General features: G+C 63.2%; 14 protein-coding genes. 8 read left to right on the top strand and 6 right to left on the bottom strand.

Annotated elements, in window-relative coordinates; all coding sequences use genetic code 11:
* Positions 1-13: 13 nt before the first annotated feature.
* The 8 genes from kdpA to X760_RS53500 all read left to right on the top strand — a co-directional run bounded on the left by kdpA (position 14) and on the right by X760_RS53500 (position 9,172).
* Positions 14-1,717 (top strand): potassium-transporting ATPase subunit KdpA, encoded by a 1,704-nt coding sequence (kdpA, locus tag X760_RS53530; protein ID WP_023718991.1) that lies wholly within the window; start codon positions 14-16, stop codon positions 1,715-1,717.
* A 7-nt stretch (positions 1,718-1,724) separates the two neighbouring features.
* The gene (locus X760_RS0137855; RefSeq protein WP_031194001.1) at positions 1,725-1,934 is read left to right on the top strand and encodes a hypothetical protein; all 210 of its coding nucleotides are present in this window, start codon (positions 1,725-1,727) and stop codon (positions 1,932-1,934) included.
* The gene (gene kdpB, locus X760_RS53525) at positions 1,931-4,024 is read left to right on the top strand and encodes a potassium-transporting ATPase subunit KdpB (protein ID WP_023718990.1); all 2,094 of its coding nucleotides are present in this window, start codon (positions 1,931-1,933) and stop codon (positions 4,022-4,024) included. The genes X760_RS0137855 and kdpB overlap by 4 nt, the downstream gene beginning before the upstream one ends.
* Positions 4,025-4,036: 12 nt before the next feature.
* Positions 4,037-4,606, top strand: coding sequence for a potassium-transporting ATPase subunit KdpC (kdpC, locus tag X760_RS53520; RefSeq protein WP_023718989.1), 570 nt, complete (start codon positions 4,037-4,039; stop codon positions 4,604-4,606).
* 52 nt (positions 4,607-4,658) lie between these two features.
* Complete coding sequence (locus X760_RS53515; protein ID WP_023718988.1) at positions 4,659-7,394, top strand: sensor histidine kinase KdpD; 2,736 nt, start codon at positions 4,659-4,661, stop codon at positions 7,392-7,394.
* Entirely contained in the window at positions 7,391-8,083 is a 693-nt protein-coding gene (locus tag X760_RS53510) for a response regulator transcription factor (RefSeq protein ID WP_023718987.1), read from the top strand. The genes X760_RS53515 and X760_RS53510 overlap by 4 nt, the downstream gene beginning before the upstream one ends.
* Before the next feature lie 147 nt (positions 8,084-8,230).
* The gene (locus X760_RS53505; RefSeq protein ID WP_023718986.1) at positions 8,231-8,536 is read left to right on the top strand and encodes a hypothetical protein; all 306 of its coding nucleotides are present in this window, start codon (positions 8,231-8,233) and stop codon (positions 8,534-8,536) included.
* Positions 8,537-8,662: 126 nt separating this feature from the next.
* The gene (locus tag X760_RS53500; protein WP_023718985.1) at positions 8,663-9,172 is read left to right on the top strand and encodes an NUDIX hydrolase; all 510 of its coding nucleotides are present in this window, start codon (positions 8,663-8,665) and stop codon (positions 9,170-9,172) included.
* A 71-nt stretch (positions 9,173-9,243) separates the two neighbouring features.
* Here the strand turns inward: X760_RS53500 and X760_RS53495 are convergent, their stop codons facing one another.
* The 6 genes from X760_RS53495 to X760_RS53470 all read right to left on the bottom strand — a co-directional run bounded on the left by X760_RS53495 (position 9,244) and on the right by X760_RS53470 (position 15,261).
* A complete protein-coding gene (locus X760_RS53495; protein ID WP_023718984.1) occupies positions 9,244-10,095 on the bottom strand; it encodes a citryl-CoA lyase in 852 nt (283 codons plus the stop codon).
* Between the two features lie 19 nt (positions 10,096-10,114).
* Entirely contained in the window at positions 10,115-11,299 is a 1,185-nt protein-coding gene (locus tag X760_RS53490; RefSeq protein ID WP_023718983.1) for a CoA transferase, read from the bottom strand.
* Positions 11,300-11,314: 15 nt separating this feature from the next.
* Entirely contained in the window at positions 11,315-12,847 is a 1,533-nt protein-coding gene (locus tag X760_RS53485) for a tripartite tricarboxylate transporter permease (protein WP_023718982.1), read from the bottom strand.
* A gap of 4 nt (positions 12,848-12,851) precedes the next feature.
* Complete coding sequence (locus X760_RS53480) at positions 12,852-13,385, bottom strand: tripartite tricarboxylate transporter TctB family protein (protein WP_023718981.1); 534 nt, start codon at positions 13,383-13,385, stop codon at positions 12,852-12,854.
* 155 nt (positions 13,386-13,540) lie between these two features.
* Complete coding sequence (locus X760_RS53475) at positions 13,541-14,518, bottom strand: tripartite tricarboxylate transporter substrate-binding protein (protein ID WP_023718980.1); 978 nt, start codon at positions 14,516-14,518, stop codon at positions 13,541-13,543.
* A 203-nt stretch (positions 14,519-14,721) separates the two neighbouring features.
* Positions 14,722-15,261, bottom strand: coding sequence for a GNAT family N-acetyltransferase (locus X760_RS53470; protein ID WP_023718979.1), 540 nt, complete (start codon positions 15,259-15,261; stop codon positions 14,722-14,724).
* Between the last annotated feature and the right edge of the window lie 198 nt (positions 15,262-15,459).

The following is a 15,459-nucleotide window of genomic DNA, read 5'->3' as shown; positions in this document are numbered from 1 at the left end:
AGGAGCCAACCCCATGACAATCAACGGATGGCTGCAGATCCTCGTCTATTGCGGGATCGTCGTTTTGCTGGCCAAGCCGCTCGGCGGCTACATGCATCGCGTTTTCAGCGGCGAGCGCACATTCCTGTCGCCAATTCTGGCCCCGCTCGAGCGCGGGCTCTACCGTATGTCCGGGACCAGCGAGCGCGAGGAGCAGCACTGGACCTCCTATGCGGCGGCCCTGCTGTTCGTTAACCTGGCCGGCTTCCTGGTGCTCTATTTCCTGCAGCGGCTGCAAGGCGGCCTGCCCTACAATCCGGCCGGCATGACCGCCGTCGAACCTGGGCTTGCCTTCAACACCGCCGCCAGCTTCATGACCAACACCAACTGGCAGAACTACGGCGGCGAAAGCACGATGTCCTATCTCGTGCAGATGGCCGGCTTGACCGTGCAGAACTTTCTGTCGGCCGCGACCGGCATCGCCATCGCGGTCGCACTGATCCGCGGTTTTGCTAGAGCCTCAGGCAAATCGATCGGCAATTTCTGGGTCGATATGACCCGCTGCACGCTCTATCTGCTTGTGCCGTTCTGCATCGTGTTGACGCTTGTCTATGTCTATCTCGGTATGCCGCAGACGGTTGGTGCTTACGTCAACGCGACGACGCTGGAAGGCGCGCAACAGACGATCGCGGTCGGGCCGGTCGCTTCGCAGGTTGCCATCAAGATGCTCGGCACCAATGGCGGCGGCTTCTTCAACGCCAATGCAGCGCATCCCTTCGAAAATCCCGACGCGATCTCGAACCTGATCCAGATGGTGACGATCTTCGCCTTCGGCGCGGCGCTAACCAATGTCTTCGGTCGCATGGTCGGCAACCAGCGCCAGGGCTGGGCAATTCTGTCGGCGATGGGCGTGCTGTTCATCGCCGGCGTTGCCGTCTGCTACTGGGCCGAGGCCGCCGGCAATCCGCTCGTCCATGCGCTGGGCATCGACGGCGGCAACATGGAGGGCAAGGAAAGCCGCTTCGGCATCGCTCTGTCGGCACTGTTTGCCGTCATCACCACCGCCGCGTCCTGCGGCGCGGTCAACGCCATGCATGACAGCTTCACCGCACTCGGCGGCATGATCCCCATCATCAACATGCAGCTCGGCGAGGTCATTGTCGGCGGCGTCGGGGCCGGCTTCTACGGTATCCTGATGTTCATCGTGATCGCCGTCTTCGTTGCCGGGCTGATGGTCGGACGCACGCCCGAATATCTCGGCAAGAAGATCGAGGCCAAGGAGGTCAAGATGGCAATGCTGGCCGTCCTCTGCCTGCCGCTGGCGATGCTGGTCTTCACCGCCATCGCGGTGGTGCTGCCGACCGGCGTTGCTTCCATCGCCAACGCCGGCCCGCACGGCTTCTCCGAGGTCCTCTATGCCTACACCTCGGCCGCGGCGAACAATGGCTCCGCCTTTGGCGGTCTCAGCGGCAACACGCCCTGGTACAACATAACGCTCGGCATCGGCATGCTGATGGGCCGCTTCCTGGTCATTATTCCGGCGCTGGCGATTGCTGGATCGCTGGTGGCGAAGAAGACCGTCCCTGCCTCCGCCGGCACCTTCCCGACCGACGGTCCGCTGTTCGTCGGGCTGTTGGTCGGTGTCATCCTGATCGTTGGTGGCCTGACCTTCTTCCCGGCCCTGGCGGTCGGACCGATCGTCGAGCACCTGGCGATGATTCACCGTCAGACATTCTGAAACGGCCATGCCCTGGTTCAAGATCATATCTCGAAAGGCCCGGCATCGTCCCGAGCCGGAGGGGGAGAAAACACCTCCTCCTTTCCCGACCCTGTCCACATTCCTCGCTATTGCGGCAGCCTTGATCATTATCTGGCTGCTGGCTTACGGGCCGCCGCACCTTCGTTCGGCACACGATCGACCGGTCACCAACATCGACACTGGAGCCACCAAATGAGCCAGTCGAAATCCGTGAGCATCATGGATCCCCGCATTCTGTTGCCCGCCATCGGCGGATCCTTCAGAAAACTGAACCCGCGCACCTTGATGCGAAACCCGGTGATGTTCGTCGTCGCCGTCGTCTCGGCGCTCACCACCGTGCTGTTCGTCAAAGATCTCGTTACCAGCGGCGGCGATCTTGGCTTCACGCTGCAGATCATCATCTGGCTGTGGTTCACAGTGCTTTTCGCCAACTTCGCCGAAGCGGTGGCCGAAGGCCGCGGCAAGGCGCAAGCAGACTCGCTGCGTCGGGCGCGAACCGAGACGCAAGCCAAGCTGTTGAACGGCGGCGATCGGAGCAAGTTCAAGCTGGTGCCCGGCACCAGCCTGAAGGTCGGCGATATCGTGCTTGTCGAAGCCGGCGACATCATCCCCTCGGATGGCGAGGTGGTCGAAGGCGTGGCTTCGGTCAACGAGGCGGCGATCACTGGCGAATCCGCACCTGTCATCCGCGAATCCGGAGGCGATCGTTCGGCGGTGACCGGCGGCACGCAAGTCTTGTCCGACTGGATCCGGGTGCGCATCACCGCGGCTTCCGGCCATACGTTCCTCGACCGCATGATCTCGCTGGTCGAAGGCGCCGAGCGCCAGAAGACACCCAACGAGATCGCGCTCAACATCCTGCTCGTCGGCATGACGCTGATCTTCGTGCTGGCGACAGCGACGATCCCGAGTTTTGCCTCCTATTCGGGCGGCTATATCTCGGTGACGGTGCTGGTCGCCCTGTTCGTCACGCTGATCCCGACCACGATCGGCGCCCTGCTGTCGGCCATCGGCATCGCCGGCATGGACCGCCTGGTGCGTTTCAACGTGCTCGCCATGTCGGGCCGCGCCGTCGAGGCGGCCGGCGATGTCGACACGCTGCTGCTCGACAAGACCGGCACGATCACGCTGGGCAACCGCCAGGCAACGGCATTCCGTCCGGTCAGGGGCGTCACCGAACAGGAACTGGCCGACGCCGCCCAACTTGCCTCGCTTGCCGACGAAACGCCGGAAGGCCGCTCGATCGTCGTGCTGGCGAAGGAGAAATACGCCATCCGCGCCCGCGACATGGCAAGCCTGCACGCGAGTTTCGTGCCCTTCACCGCGCAAACCCGCATGAGCGGCGTCGACCTGGAAGGCTCCTCGGTCCGCAAGGGCGCAGTCGATGCGGTGCTTGCCCGCGTCAACCTCTCGACCATTGCCACAGGCAGTACGCGCCCCGGCAGCGACACCGTCCGCGACCTTCAAACCATCGCCGACGAGATCGCCAAATCCGGCGGCACCCCGCTGGCGGTCGAGCGCGATGGGCGCCTGCTCGGCGTCGTCCACCTGAAGGACATCGTCAAGGGCGGCATCGCAGAACGCTTTGCCGAATTGCGCCGCATGGGCATCCGCACGGTGATGATCACCGGCGACAATCCGATGACCGCGGCGGCGATCGCGGCGGAAGCCGGCGTCGACGACTTCCTTGCCCAGGCGACGCCCGAGGACAAGCTGAAGCTGATTCGCGACGAACAGGCCAAGGGCAAGCTGGTCGCGATGTGCGGTGATGGCACCAACGACGCGCCGGCGCTTGCGCAGGCCGATGTCGGCGTCGCCATGAACACCGGCACGGTCGCGGCACGCGAGGCCGGCAACATGGTCGATCTCGACAGCGATCCGACCAAGCTGATCGAGATCGTCGAAATCGGCAAGGCGCTGCTGATGACGCGTGGTTCGCTGACGACCTTCTCCATCGCCAACGACGTCGCAAAGTATTTTGCCATCATCCCGGCAATATTCGCCGTCTTCTACATCGCCCCGGGCCAAACCGCCGGGCCGCTGCAAGCGCTCAACGTCATGCATCTGGCAACGCCGCAGAGCGCTATCCTCTCGGCCATCATCTTCAACGCGCTGATCATCATCGCGCTGATCCCGCTGTCGCTGAGGGGCGTCAAATACCGCGCTGTCGGCGCCGGTGCGCTGCTCAGCCGCAATCTCATAGTCTACGGCCTTGGCGGCGTCGTCGTGCCCTTCGTCGGCATCAAGGTGATCGACATGGCCATCACTGCTCTCGGTCTCGCATAAGGAACCACGTCGATGCTCAATCAAATCAGGCCCGCTATCGTCATGATCGTCTTCTTCTCCGTTCTGACGGGTTTGGTCTATCCGATCGGCATGACCGGCATTGCCCAGGCGCTGTTTCCGGGCCAGGCCAATGGCAGCCTGATCGAGAGGAACGGCAAGGTCATCGGTTCCGAGCTGATCGGCCAGACTTTCACCAGCGACCGCTACTTCCATGGCCGTCCGTCAGCTGCCGGCGACGGTTACAATGCCGCCGCCTCGGGCGGCTCAAATCTCGGCCCGACTAACCCGAAGCTGATCGACCGTATCAAGAGCGACGCCGAAAAGTTGAGGGCCGAAAACCCGAACCAGCCGGTGCCGATGGATCTGGTCACCACGTCCGGCAGCGGCCTCGATCCGCATATCAGCCCCGATGCGGCCTATTTTCAGGTCACCAGGGTGGCCAGGGCCAGGAACGTCGATGAATCCAGGATCAAATCGCTTGTCGACAGCCATGTCGAGGATCGCGAATTGGGCTTTATAGGCGAGCCGGTGGTCAATGTGCTGGCCCTCAACCTTGCGCTGGACGATGCCACGAAACAATGATGGCGGGCGCCGGGATCGACACCGAAGCCGGCGCCGTTCATGATTGATCCTAATGCCAGACGACAGCCGCACCGCCGAAACCAGGCCCTCTCCCGACGCGCTGCTTGAGCATGCCGAGCGGGAGGAGCGAGGTCGCCTGAGGATATTTCTCGGCGCCGCTCCCGGTGTCGGCAAGACCTACGAGATGCTGATGTCAGGCCGCGCCAGGCTGGCCGACGGGATCGACGTGGTGATCGGCATCGTCGAGACGCATGGTCGCAAGGAGACGCAGACGCTGGTCGAAGGCTACGAGGTCATTCCTCGCCTTGAGATCGACTACAAGGGGCGCATTCTCGAGGAGATGGATCTCGACGCCATCCTCGCCCGGCGCCCGGCGCTGGTTCTGGTCGACGAACTCGCCCACACCAACGTCGCCGGCAGCCGCCACCCCAAGCGCTACCTCGACGTCCAGGAAATCCTGACGCACGGGATCGATGTCTACACGACACTGAACATCCAGCACGTCGAAAGCCTGAACGACGTCGTGGCCCAGATCACACGCGTCAGGGTGCGTGAAACCGTCCCCGACTCCATCATCGATCAAGCCGACGATGTCGAGATCATCGACCTCACCCCCGACGACCTGATCAAGCGGCTGGAGGAAGGCAAGGTCTACTTCCCCAACACCGCCCAGCGCGCCATCGAGAACTATTTCTCGCCGGGCAATCTGACGGCGCTCAGGGAGTTGGCGCTTCGCCGCACCGCCCAGCGGGTCGATGAGCAGTTGCTCAACCATATGCAGGCACACGCCATCCCGGGACCGTGGGCGGCCAGCGAGCGTGTCCTGGTCTGGGTCGATGAGGATCCGCGCAGCGCGTCGCTTGTACGCTATGCCCGCCGCCAGGCAGAGCGGCTTCGCGCCTCGTGGCTGGCGCTCTATGTCGAGACGCCACGCTCGACCGGGCTGTCCGAGCAGGATCGCGACAGGCTGGCATCAACGCTTCGCCTTGCTGAACAATTGGGCGGTGTTGCCGTGACCATACCTGGCCACGACGTTGCCGTAGACATCCTGCGCTATGCGGCGGCCAATAACGTTACCCACATCATCACTGGCAAGCCACGCAAGTCGCGCTGGCGGCAGTTATTTGACGGCTCCGTCACTTATGACCTGATACGCGATGCCGGCAAGATCAGCGTTCACGTCGTCTCCGGTGACGCCCAGGCGCAAGTCCCGCCGTCGCGGGGGCTGACTCCCGCTCAACCACCGCGCCTCGACATCAGGCCCTATCTGACTGTCGTCTTCTATGTCGTGGCAGGGCTGTTGTTCGGCGAATTGCTGTCGCGCGTGCTGGATGTGCGCAACATCGCTCTTGTCTTTCTCATGGCTGTGCTGGCGTCAGCGGTCACGGCCGGGCTTTGGCCGGCGATATTCGCTTCCGTTCTCAGCGCCGTGGTCTTCAATTTCTTCTTCCTCGATCCGCTCTACACGCTGAATATCAGCGATCCTGAAAGCGCCGTCGCACTCGGCTTCTTCTTCTGCGTGGCGATCATCGCCAGCAATTTGACGGCTCGGGTGCAGCGCCAGGTCGTGGCAGCACAATCCCGCGCCCGCACTACCGAGGATCTCTATTTGTTCTCCAAGAAACTGGCCGGAACGGGCACGCTCGACGACGTTCTCTGGGCGACTGCCTTCCAGATCGCCTCGATGCTGAAGCTTCGCGTGGTGCTGCTTCTGCCGGAGAACGGCACGATTGTGGTCAAGGCCGGCTACCCGCCCGACGACACGCTGGCCGAGGCAGACATTGCCGCAGCGCTCTGGGCCTGGGAACACAACCGCGCCGCCGGGCGCGGCGCCGACACGCTGCCGGGCGCAAAACGCCTCTATCTGCCCTTGCGGACCGGACGCACGGCGGTGGGCGTCGTTGGCCTCGACAACGACAAGCAAGGCCCGCTGCTGACACCCGACCAGCAGCGTCTGCTCGATGCGCTCGCCGACCAGGCGGCGGTCGCCATCGAGCGCATCCAGCTCGTCGCCGATGTTGACCGGGCCAAGCTTGCGGCCGAGGCAGACCGTCTGCGCTCGGCCTTGCTCACCTCCATTTCCCACGATTTGAAAACGCCGCTTGCCGCCATCATGGGCGCGGCCGGAACACTCAGGGACTTCGAAGCCGCGCTTCCCGAGCAGGACCGGGCGGGACTGCTGTCGACCGTGCTTGATGAATCGGAAAGGCTGAACCGCTTCATCGCCAATCTGCTCGACATGACCAAGATAGAGTCCGGCACGATGGAGCCAAATTATGCGTTCCACTATGTCGGCGACATTGTCGGCTCAGCCCTGCATCGGGCCCGCAAAATCGTCGGCGAGCACAAGACCGAGATCGATATTCCATCGGATCTGCCGATGTTGCGTGTCGATCCCGTTCTGTTCGAGCAGGTGCTGTTCAATCTCCTCGACAATGCCGCAAAATACGCGCCGCCAGGTTCGACGATCCGCCTGCAGGCCTGGGCCGACAATGGCAGCGTCATCCTGCAGATCATGGATGAGGGACCAGGCATTCCGCCAGCGGACCTGGAGCGCGTTTTCGACACTTTCTACCGTGTGCGCAAGGGTGACCAGGTGCGTGCCGGCACCGGGCTCGGATTGTCGATTTGCCGCGGCTTCATCGAAGCGATGGGCGGGACGCTCTCGGCGGCGAACAGGACCGACCGCTCGGGCGCGGTTTTCACCATAAGAATGCCGGTGCCGGCAGAACTCCCCGATGTCGGTGAACCCGATGCTGACGATCGAAACATGGACCACCTGTCATGACGAATTTGGACGTCAGGATATTGGTGGTCGACGACGAGCCGCCGATCCGGAAACTGCTTCGCGTCGGGCTCGGCAGCCAAGGCTATGCGATCAGCGAGGCGCCGAACGCCAGCGCGGCGATTGAACTCATGGAGACGGAAAAGCCGGACCTGGTCCTCCTCGATCTCGGCCTGCCCGGCATGAGCGGGCATGAGCTGCTGCGCAAATGGCGGGATGATGGCCTGGACATTCCCGTGGTTATTCTTTCGAGCCGCACTGATGAGGCCGGCATCGTCTCGGCCCTCGAACTCGGCGCCGACGATTATGTCACCAAGCCGTTCGGTATGAACGAGCTTGTGGCACGCATCCGCGTGGCGCTGCGCCACAAGTTCCAGCAGCAGGGTGAGAAACCGGTGTTCCACACCGGCGACCTCTCCGTCGATCTGGTGAAGCGCATCGTCAAGGTCGAGGACAAGGAGATAAAGCTCTCGCCGAAGGAATACGACATCCTCCGCATCCTCGTACAGCACGCCGGCAAGGTTCTCACCCACCAATTCCTGCTGAAGCAGGTCTGGGGCGATTCCACCGACGTTCAATATCTCAGGGTCTATGTCCGGCAACTCAGGCAAAAGATCGAAAAGATGCCCGACCAGCCCCGTTATATCACCACCGAGACCGGCGTCGGATATCGGCTGCGCGAAGTCGAGTGAAATGGGAGAGCCAGCCTCGCGTACCGCAATGCCTCCTCAAAGCCGGCAGGACGACGTAGCAATTCGCCGCGAATCAGCGGCGGCCATGGCATCGCCGGGCAAAACCCCTATATTAATCTGAGGTCGGTTTTGTGCGGGAATTAATGAATGTCACAGCTTCGTCTATTGACGTTTTTAGGGTCGGCAATGCTGGCAACGGTGATGCTGTCGGGCGTAAATCCTGCCGCATCGGCACAGATCGTCAGCCCCGCCGACCGCAACGCATTGATCCAGCAAAACCAGTTGCAGATGCTGGAGAACAGGCTGCAGCGGCAGCAATATCAGCAGCAGCAACAGCAATACCGTGCGCAGGACCGCCAAATCCCGGCGCCCCAACCGCAGGTGGTGCCGCAGATGAAGCCGACTTGTCAGTTGCTGCCGTCAGGGAGCGGCTTTGTCAGCACTTGCCGCTAACGTTTTCATTTATTTAGCCGACTTATTATGCTTGGATGCCGCCGCACCTGAGATAACATCGAAGGCGGTTTGGATTTAGCAATGCTGCCCTTCGTGCTTTGGGCACCGCTTCGACTGGATTTTTGAATGGCAGCCAGCAGAAAGAAGGTCGTCCGTAAGGCAAGGAAGGGCGCCCGGATTCGCCAGGTCGCGGCGATCCCCTTTCGGCTGAGCGAGCATGGCGAAGTCGAGGTTATGCTCGTCACATCGCGAACGACGAGGCGCTTCATCGTGCCGAAAGGCTGGCCGATGAAGGGCAAGGGCGGTCGCAAGGCGGCCACCATCGAAGCACAGGAAGAAGCCGGCGTCCTCGGCAGGATATTGAAACAGCCGGCCGGCACCTATTGCTACTGGAAGCGGCTGGCGAACCGCTTCGTCCGCGTCGACGTCGTCGTCTATTTGCTGGAGGTAACCGAGGAACTTGCCGACTGGCAAGAAGCCAACAGGCGGCAGCGGGCATGGCTGGCACCGGCCGACGCGGCGCTGCTGATCGACGAGCCGGATCTTTCGACGCTGGTGAGGAACATCAGGAGTCCCGAGCTGGAGCATACCCCCAAAAAGCAGAATCCGGCTTTCGGAAAAGATCACGCTCAATAAAACATGGGGGTCTATCCCGACTCTATCGGGAATTGGCTCCAGCGCCCTCCGCTGTCGCTTGAACCGACATCTCACTGACTGCCTTCGTCTTCCTCGGGCAAAGGCCGCGCCGGCGTGCCGGTATAGGCCCACAGCCATTCGCGCGGCAGCGGCCCTTTGTTGCGGTCGCTTTCCTGCGACTGTTCCCATGCATGGGCCAGGATGCCGACCGAGCGCGACAGTACGAAAAGGCCTCGCGTCAGCGGCGGCGGGAAGCCGAGCTCTCCGTAGATGACGGCCGTGGCGCCGTCGATATTGAGCGGGATTTTTTTGCCCTTGCGCCGCGCAACCTCGGCCTCGATCGCCTCGGCGATGTCGGCGAAGCGCCCGCTGACAACGCCGAGCGCGGCAAAGTCGCGGGTCAGCTCGATGAGGCGGGGTGCCCGCGGGTCGACCGGATGGAAACGATGGCCGAGCCCCGGCACATAACCGTCTTCCCCAGCAAGGAAACGATCAACCCGCGCCGACACGGCGTCCGCGAGCGGCACGCCGGCGTCCAGTTCGGCGGCGATGTCTCCGTAGAAGGAAAGCGCCTGTTCGCCGGCGCCGCCATGCACGTCGCCAAGCACGTTGATGGCCGACGCCATGGCGCTGTTGATGCCGACGCCGCAAGTGATCGCCATACGGGCGATGGCGATCGACGGCGCCTGCGGTCCGTGGTCGACGGCGGCACCCAGCGCGATGCCAAGCAGCGTCGCCTGCTCCTCGCTTGGCAGTTCGCCGCGCATCATCAGCCAGATCATTGCGGGAAAGCTGACGCGGCCGATCAGATCCTGGATCTCATAGCCGCGCAGCCGGATGACGCCGGGCCGCATCTCGATGATGCCGGTCTGCCACCATTCCTCGCCGCGCGCGCGGCCAGTCTTGTTTTCCGTGTCGCTCATGCCTTCTTTTCCGTGCCGCTCATACCTTCGCTCTTTTCTTGGCGCGTGGCGGCAAACCGGCAAAAACCTCGTCCATATGCTCGCCGAGCCCCGGCGGCGGCCTGCTCGGCAAAGGTGCCTCGCCATCGACCATGAAGCCGCCGCGCACCACGATCAGCGGCCGGTCCATCCCGGACACAGCCTGGAAGCGCGCCGTCATGCCGCGCTGGATCACCTGTTGCTCTTGCAGTACCTGCGGGATTGTCAGCACCCGGCCTGCCGGCACGCCGGCGCGATTGAACGTCTCCTCCCAGGCGGCGGCAGAGCCGCTCGCCAAGGCATCCTCGATCAGCGCTTTCAATGCAATGCGGTTCTGCTTGCGCGTTTCGCGCTCGGCAAAGCGGACATCCGACGCCAGCTCCGGCCGATCGATCAACCGGCACAGTGTGACGAACTGCTCCTGCTTGTTGGCTGCGATGTTGAGCAAGCCGTCGCCGGTGCGAAACGCGCCAGACGGTGCGGCCGTCATGTTTTCATTGCCCATCGGCTGCGGCTCGACGTCCGCCGTCAGATAGTTCGACACCGGCCAGCCGAGCGCAGAAAGCGTGCATTCGAGCATAGAGACGTCGAGGAACGCACCCTCGCCTGTCGTCTTCTGCTTGACCAGCGCGGCGGTAATGGCGAACGCCCCGACCAGCCCGCCAAGCGTATCGGCGACGGGATAGCCGACACGCAGCGGCGCCGTTTCCGGTGTACCGGTGATGCTCATGATGCCGGAAAGACCCTGGATGATCTGGTCATAGGCTGGATTGTCGCGCATCGGCCCGGTCTGGCCGAAGCCCGATATCGCACAATAGACAAGGCTTGGCCGGACCTCCTTCAGCCTGGCATGGCCAAGCCCCAGCCGGTCCATGACGCCGGGGCGGAAATTCTCGACCAGCGCGTCGGCCGAAGCGACCAGATCGAGGAAGCGTTCGCGGTCGGCCTCCTGCTTGAGATCGAGCGCCACCGAGCGTTTGCCGGCATTCTGCGCCAGGAACGAAGCGCCCATGCCCACCCGGTTGAGCTCCGGCGAGGCGCCAAGCTGGCGCGCCAGATCACCGCCTTGCGGCGTCTCGACCTTGATGACGTCGGCCCCGAGCAATGCCAGCTGGTAGGCGCAATAGGGGCCGGCCAGCACATTGGTCAGGTCAAGGATGCGGATGCCGGAAAGCAGGTCTGTCATGACGTCACGAACAGCTCAGGCATCGCCCGGCACGTGCTCCGGTCCGCGCATGCGCCTGTGCTCGATGTAGGCCCAGATATGCGGTCCAACCAACCCGATGAAGGCCAGCGTCAGCAGCGTCAGCGACAGCGGATGCTTGTAGAACACCGTCCAATCGCCGTTCGAGATGGTCATCGCGCGGCGGAACTGCGTTTCGGCAAGCGGCCCGAGAATCATGCCGATGATGACTGGCGCGGTCGGGAAATCGAAACGCCGCATCAGGAAGCCGGCGGCACCGAGCAGATAGAGGATGATGAGGTCGATCGGCGATTGCGAAATGCCGTAGGTGCCGACCGTGGCGAACACCAGAATGCCGGCATAGAGCTGCGGCGCCGGAATCTTCAGTAATCGCACCCAGAGCCCGATCAGCGGCAGGTTGAGGACGACGAGGATGACATTGGCGATGAACAGGCTGGCGATCAGCCCCCACACCAGGTCGGCCTGCGTCGTCAGCAGCAGCGGCCCCGGATTGATGCCGTAGCTCTGAAATGCCGACAGCATGATCGCGGCCGTCGCCGAGGTCGGCAGGCCGAGCGTCAGCATCGGCACCAGCACGCCGGCGGCGGATGCATTATTGGCCGCTTCCGGCCCGGCAACGCCCTCGATGGCACCGACCGTGCCGAACTCCTCCTTGTGTCTGGAGAGTTTCTTCTCGATGGCATAGGAGAGGAAGGTCGGGATTTCGGCGCCGCCGGCCGGCATGGCGCCGATCGGGAAGCCGATCAGGGAGCCGCGCAGCCATGGCCTCCACGAGCGCGACCATTCAGCCGCGGTCATGTAGAGCGACCCTTTCAACGGCACGATGTCGTCCTTGCCGGCATAGCGGCGCGAGGCCATGTAAAGCGTCTCGCCAACGGCGAACAGGCCAACGGCGACGACGATGACGTCGACGCCGTCCAACAATTCGCTCATGCCGAAGGTGAAGCGCGGCTGCCCCGTCTGCAGATCGACGCCTATCATGCCGACGACGAAGCCGACGAACAGGCTGGTCAGGCCGCGCACCGACGACGAGCCGAGCACCGCCGAAACCGTGATGAAGGCCAGCACCATTAGCGAGAAATATTCGGCCGGACCGAAAGCCAGCGCGAATTTGACGACGATCGGCGCCAGGAAGGCAACGCCGATCGTGCCCAGCGTGCCGGCGACGAAGGAGCCGATCGCCGAGGTTGCCAAGGCCGCACCGCCACGGCCGGAGCGGGCCATCCGGTTGCCTTCCAGCGCGGTGACGATAGTGGCGCTTTCGCCAGGCGTGTTGAGCAGGATCGATGTCGTCGAGCCGCCATACATGGCGCCGTAATAGATGCCGGCAAACAGGATGAACGACGCCTCCGGCGCCACCTGGTAGGTGATCGGCAACAGCAACGCGATGGTCAATGCCGGTCCGAGGCCGGGCAGCACGCCGATCGCAGTCCCCAGCGTGGTGCCGACCAGGCACCATATGAGATTGATCGGCGAGAAGGCGACCGAAAATCCGTGCGCGAGATGGCCGANATGGCCGAGCGTTTCCATGGCGTCAGCCCCTCAGCACGGCAACGACCGAATCGACGATCGCGTTCAGCTGGTTTTCGATGAAGCCGGCGCCGATATTGACGCCGAGTGCCCTGGCAAAGCCGAAATAGGCGGCCAGCGCCAGGATCAGACCGAGCAGCACGTCACGCAGCGGACGCCGGCTGCCGAAACCGTGGCAGATGAGAACGAACATGATGACAGATGCGGCGGTAAAGCCGAGCGGCTGGATCAGCACGAGGTTGGCGATCAGTCCGAGGACGACGATGCCCATCGCCTTCCAGTCGGTCGGCGTCTCCTTTTCGTCCTCCGGCTGCCATCCGCCCCGCAAGGCGGCAATGATGAGCAGCAGCGACAGGATCACCATCCCCGTCATGGTGATGTAGGGAAAGACGGTCGGACCGACCTTGGAATAGAGCGGCGACACCGGGATTGCCAGCGTCTGCCAGGCAACCGCACCCGCACAGGCGAGGAGCCCAACGCCGATCAGCAGTTCGGGCACTGCAAGGCGCGGCGGCGCCTGCTGGTCGCTGGTGCTCATCATCGTCCTCCCAATGTCGGTCCCTTGGGGCCGGTTCTCCTTGGACCGGTCTCACTCGGCCGATCTCGGCGTAGTTTCACCTCCGGCGCCGCGTATGTCCATGCGGCTGGCGAAAGTCGGCAAGGGTTGGCGCAGGCCGCGCCTTGCCGAGAGCATCACGCCAGGCCGAGGTCCTTGAGGATCGTCCCGATGCGGGCCGTGTCTTCGGCGACGAATTTCGCATAGTCGTCACCGGTGAGCAGGATCTGCGTCCAGTTGCGGTTCTTGCATTCGGTGGCCCAGGCGTCGCTCTTGGCCATCGTCTCGATCAGCTTGATCATTGCTGCCTTGTCGGCGTCCGAGACGCCGGGCGGCGCGAAGACGCCGCGCCAGTTGAACAGCTCGACGTCGATGCCGGCTTCCTTCATGGTCGGAGCATCGATGCCCTCCTGGCGTTTGTGGGCAGATATCGCCAGCAGCCGCAGCGCGCCCGCCTTGACCTGTTCGGCGAACTCGCCATAGCCCGAGATGCCGGCCGCGACCTGGTTGCCGAGCAGCGCCGACAGCGCCTCGCCGCCGCCGGCGAACGGCACATAGGACAGGTTGGTTGCAGGAACACCGACGGTCTTGGCGATGAGGCCGAACAAGATGTGGTCCGAGCCGCCGGCCGAACCGCCGGCGACTGGAACCTGCGTCGGGTCGGCCTTGAGGGCGGCAACGAAGTCGGCCGCAGTCTTGAACGGCGAGGCGGCCGGCACCACAAGCGCCTCGAACTCGCCGGTAAGGCGGGCGATCGGGGTGACCTCGGTAAGGTTGTTGGCCGCCTTGTTGGCGATGATGGCGCCGACCATGACCATGCCAGCCACCATCAGCGCATTGCCCTTGCCCTTCCACTGGTTGACGAACTGCGGCAGGCCGACGGTGCCACCGGCGCCGCCGACATTGGTGATCTGCGAGCCGGAGATCAGCTTTTCACTACGCAGCACCTGGTCCATGGCGCGCGCCGTCTGGTCCCAGCCGCCGCCCGGCGCCGCCGGCACGAAAATCTGCAGCTGCGGTGCGTCCTGCGCGAAAGCGGGGATAAAATGCGATGCCGCGAGCCCGGCAGCACCTGCCGCCGCGGTGCTCATCAAGAAACTGCGTCTGTTCAGCATGGGATTCCTCCAAATCGCGACACCTCCTCCGGTGCCTGCCAGAAACGTAGCCTGAATTCAGACCCGCTCGATAAAATTCATGCAGAGTTTGCGTCATCCTGTCAAAGACAGAACACTCCCCATGCGCCACAATCGGCCCGTGCGATGTTCAGGCTGGCGAACTCGACGCCCGACGACGGCAGGCAGTGCCCAGACAGCATCCGTCAGGGCTGCCGCTGCAGCAGGATGGTCGGCTTGTCTTGATAGACGGTTCGCAGCACTTCGCCATAACCGCATTTTGCCGCGACGTTCAGCGAGCCGGTGTTTTCCGGATCGATGATGCAGACGGTCTTCGCGGCTGCAAATGCCTCATCGCCCCAGGCAAGCACCCGTGCGACGACTTCGCTGGCCAACCCCTGGCCATGCACGGCCGAAACCAGAGCCCATCCGGCCTCCGGAATGCCCTCGATCGACGGCGTCATGTCGCGTTTCAGATCGTGGAAGCCGGCCTCGCCGATGAAGCGGCTGGTCGCCTTTTCCTCGACCGCCCAGAAGCCGTAGCCCAGAAGCGACCACAGGCCGGCATGGCTCAGGAAACGCATCCAGCTTTCCTCCCGCGTGCGCGGCTTGCCGCCGATAAAACGGGTGACGACGGGATCGGCCCACATTGCGACATAGGCGTCGAAATCGTCCAGCCGGTGCGGTCGCAGGACCGTGCGAGAGGTCTCAATCACTGGGGCGACAATTGTCTGCGGACTGGTCATGGTCATGCCTCGGTTGTGTTGCCGGTGCCTAATGCCGGTCATCCAACGGTTAGGACAGCGACATGCATGAAATGGGGAATCAAAATCCGTTGCGTAAAACAAGAACCAAGGCTGTGTAGATCATCTTCCAGGCTGATGTGAATCCCGCCAAGCGGTGTTAGTTTTTCGCCAGTATTTGGTTCACTGCGTTCGGTTTCG

It is taken from the genome of Mesorhizobium sp. LSHC420B00 (assembly GCF_000503055.1).
Lineage (GTDB): Bacteria > Pseudomonadota > Alphaproteobacteria > Rhizobiales > Rhizobiaceae > Mesorhizobium.
This window is presented reverse-complemented; position numbering and strand designations above follow the sequence as displayed.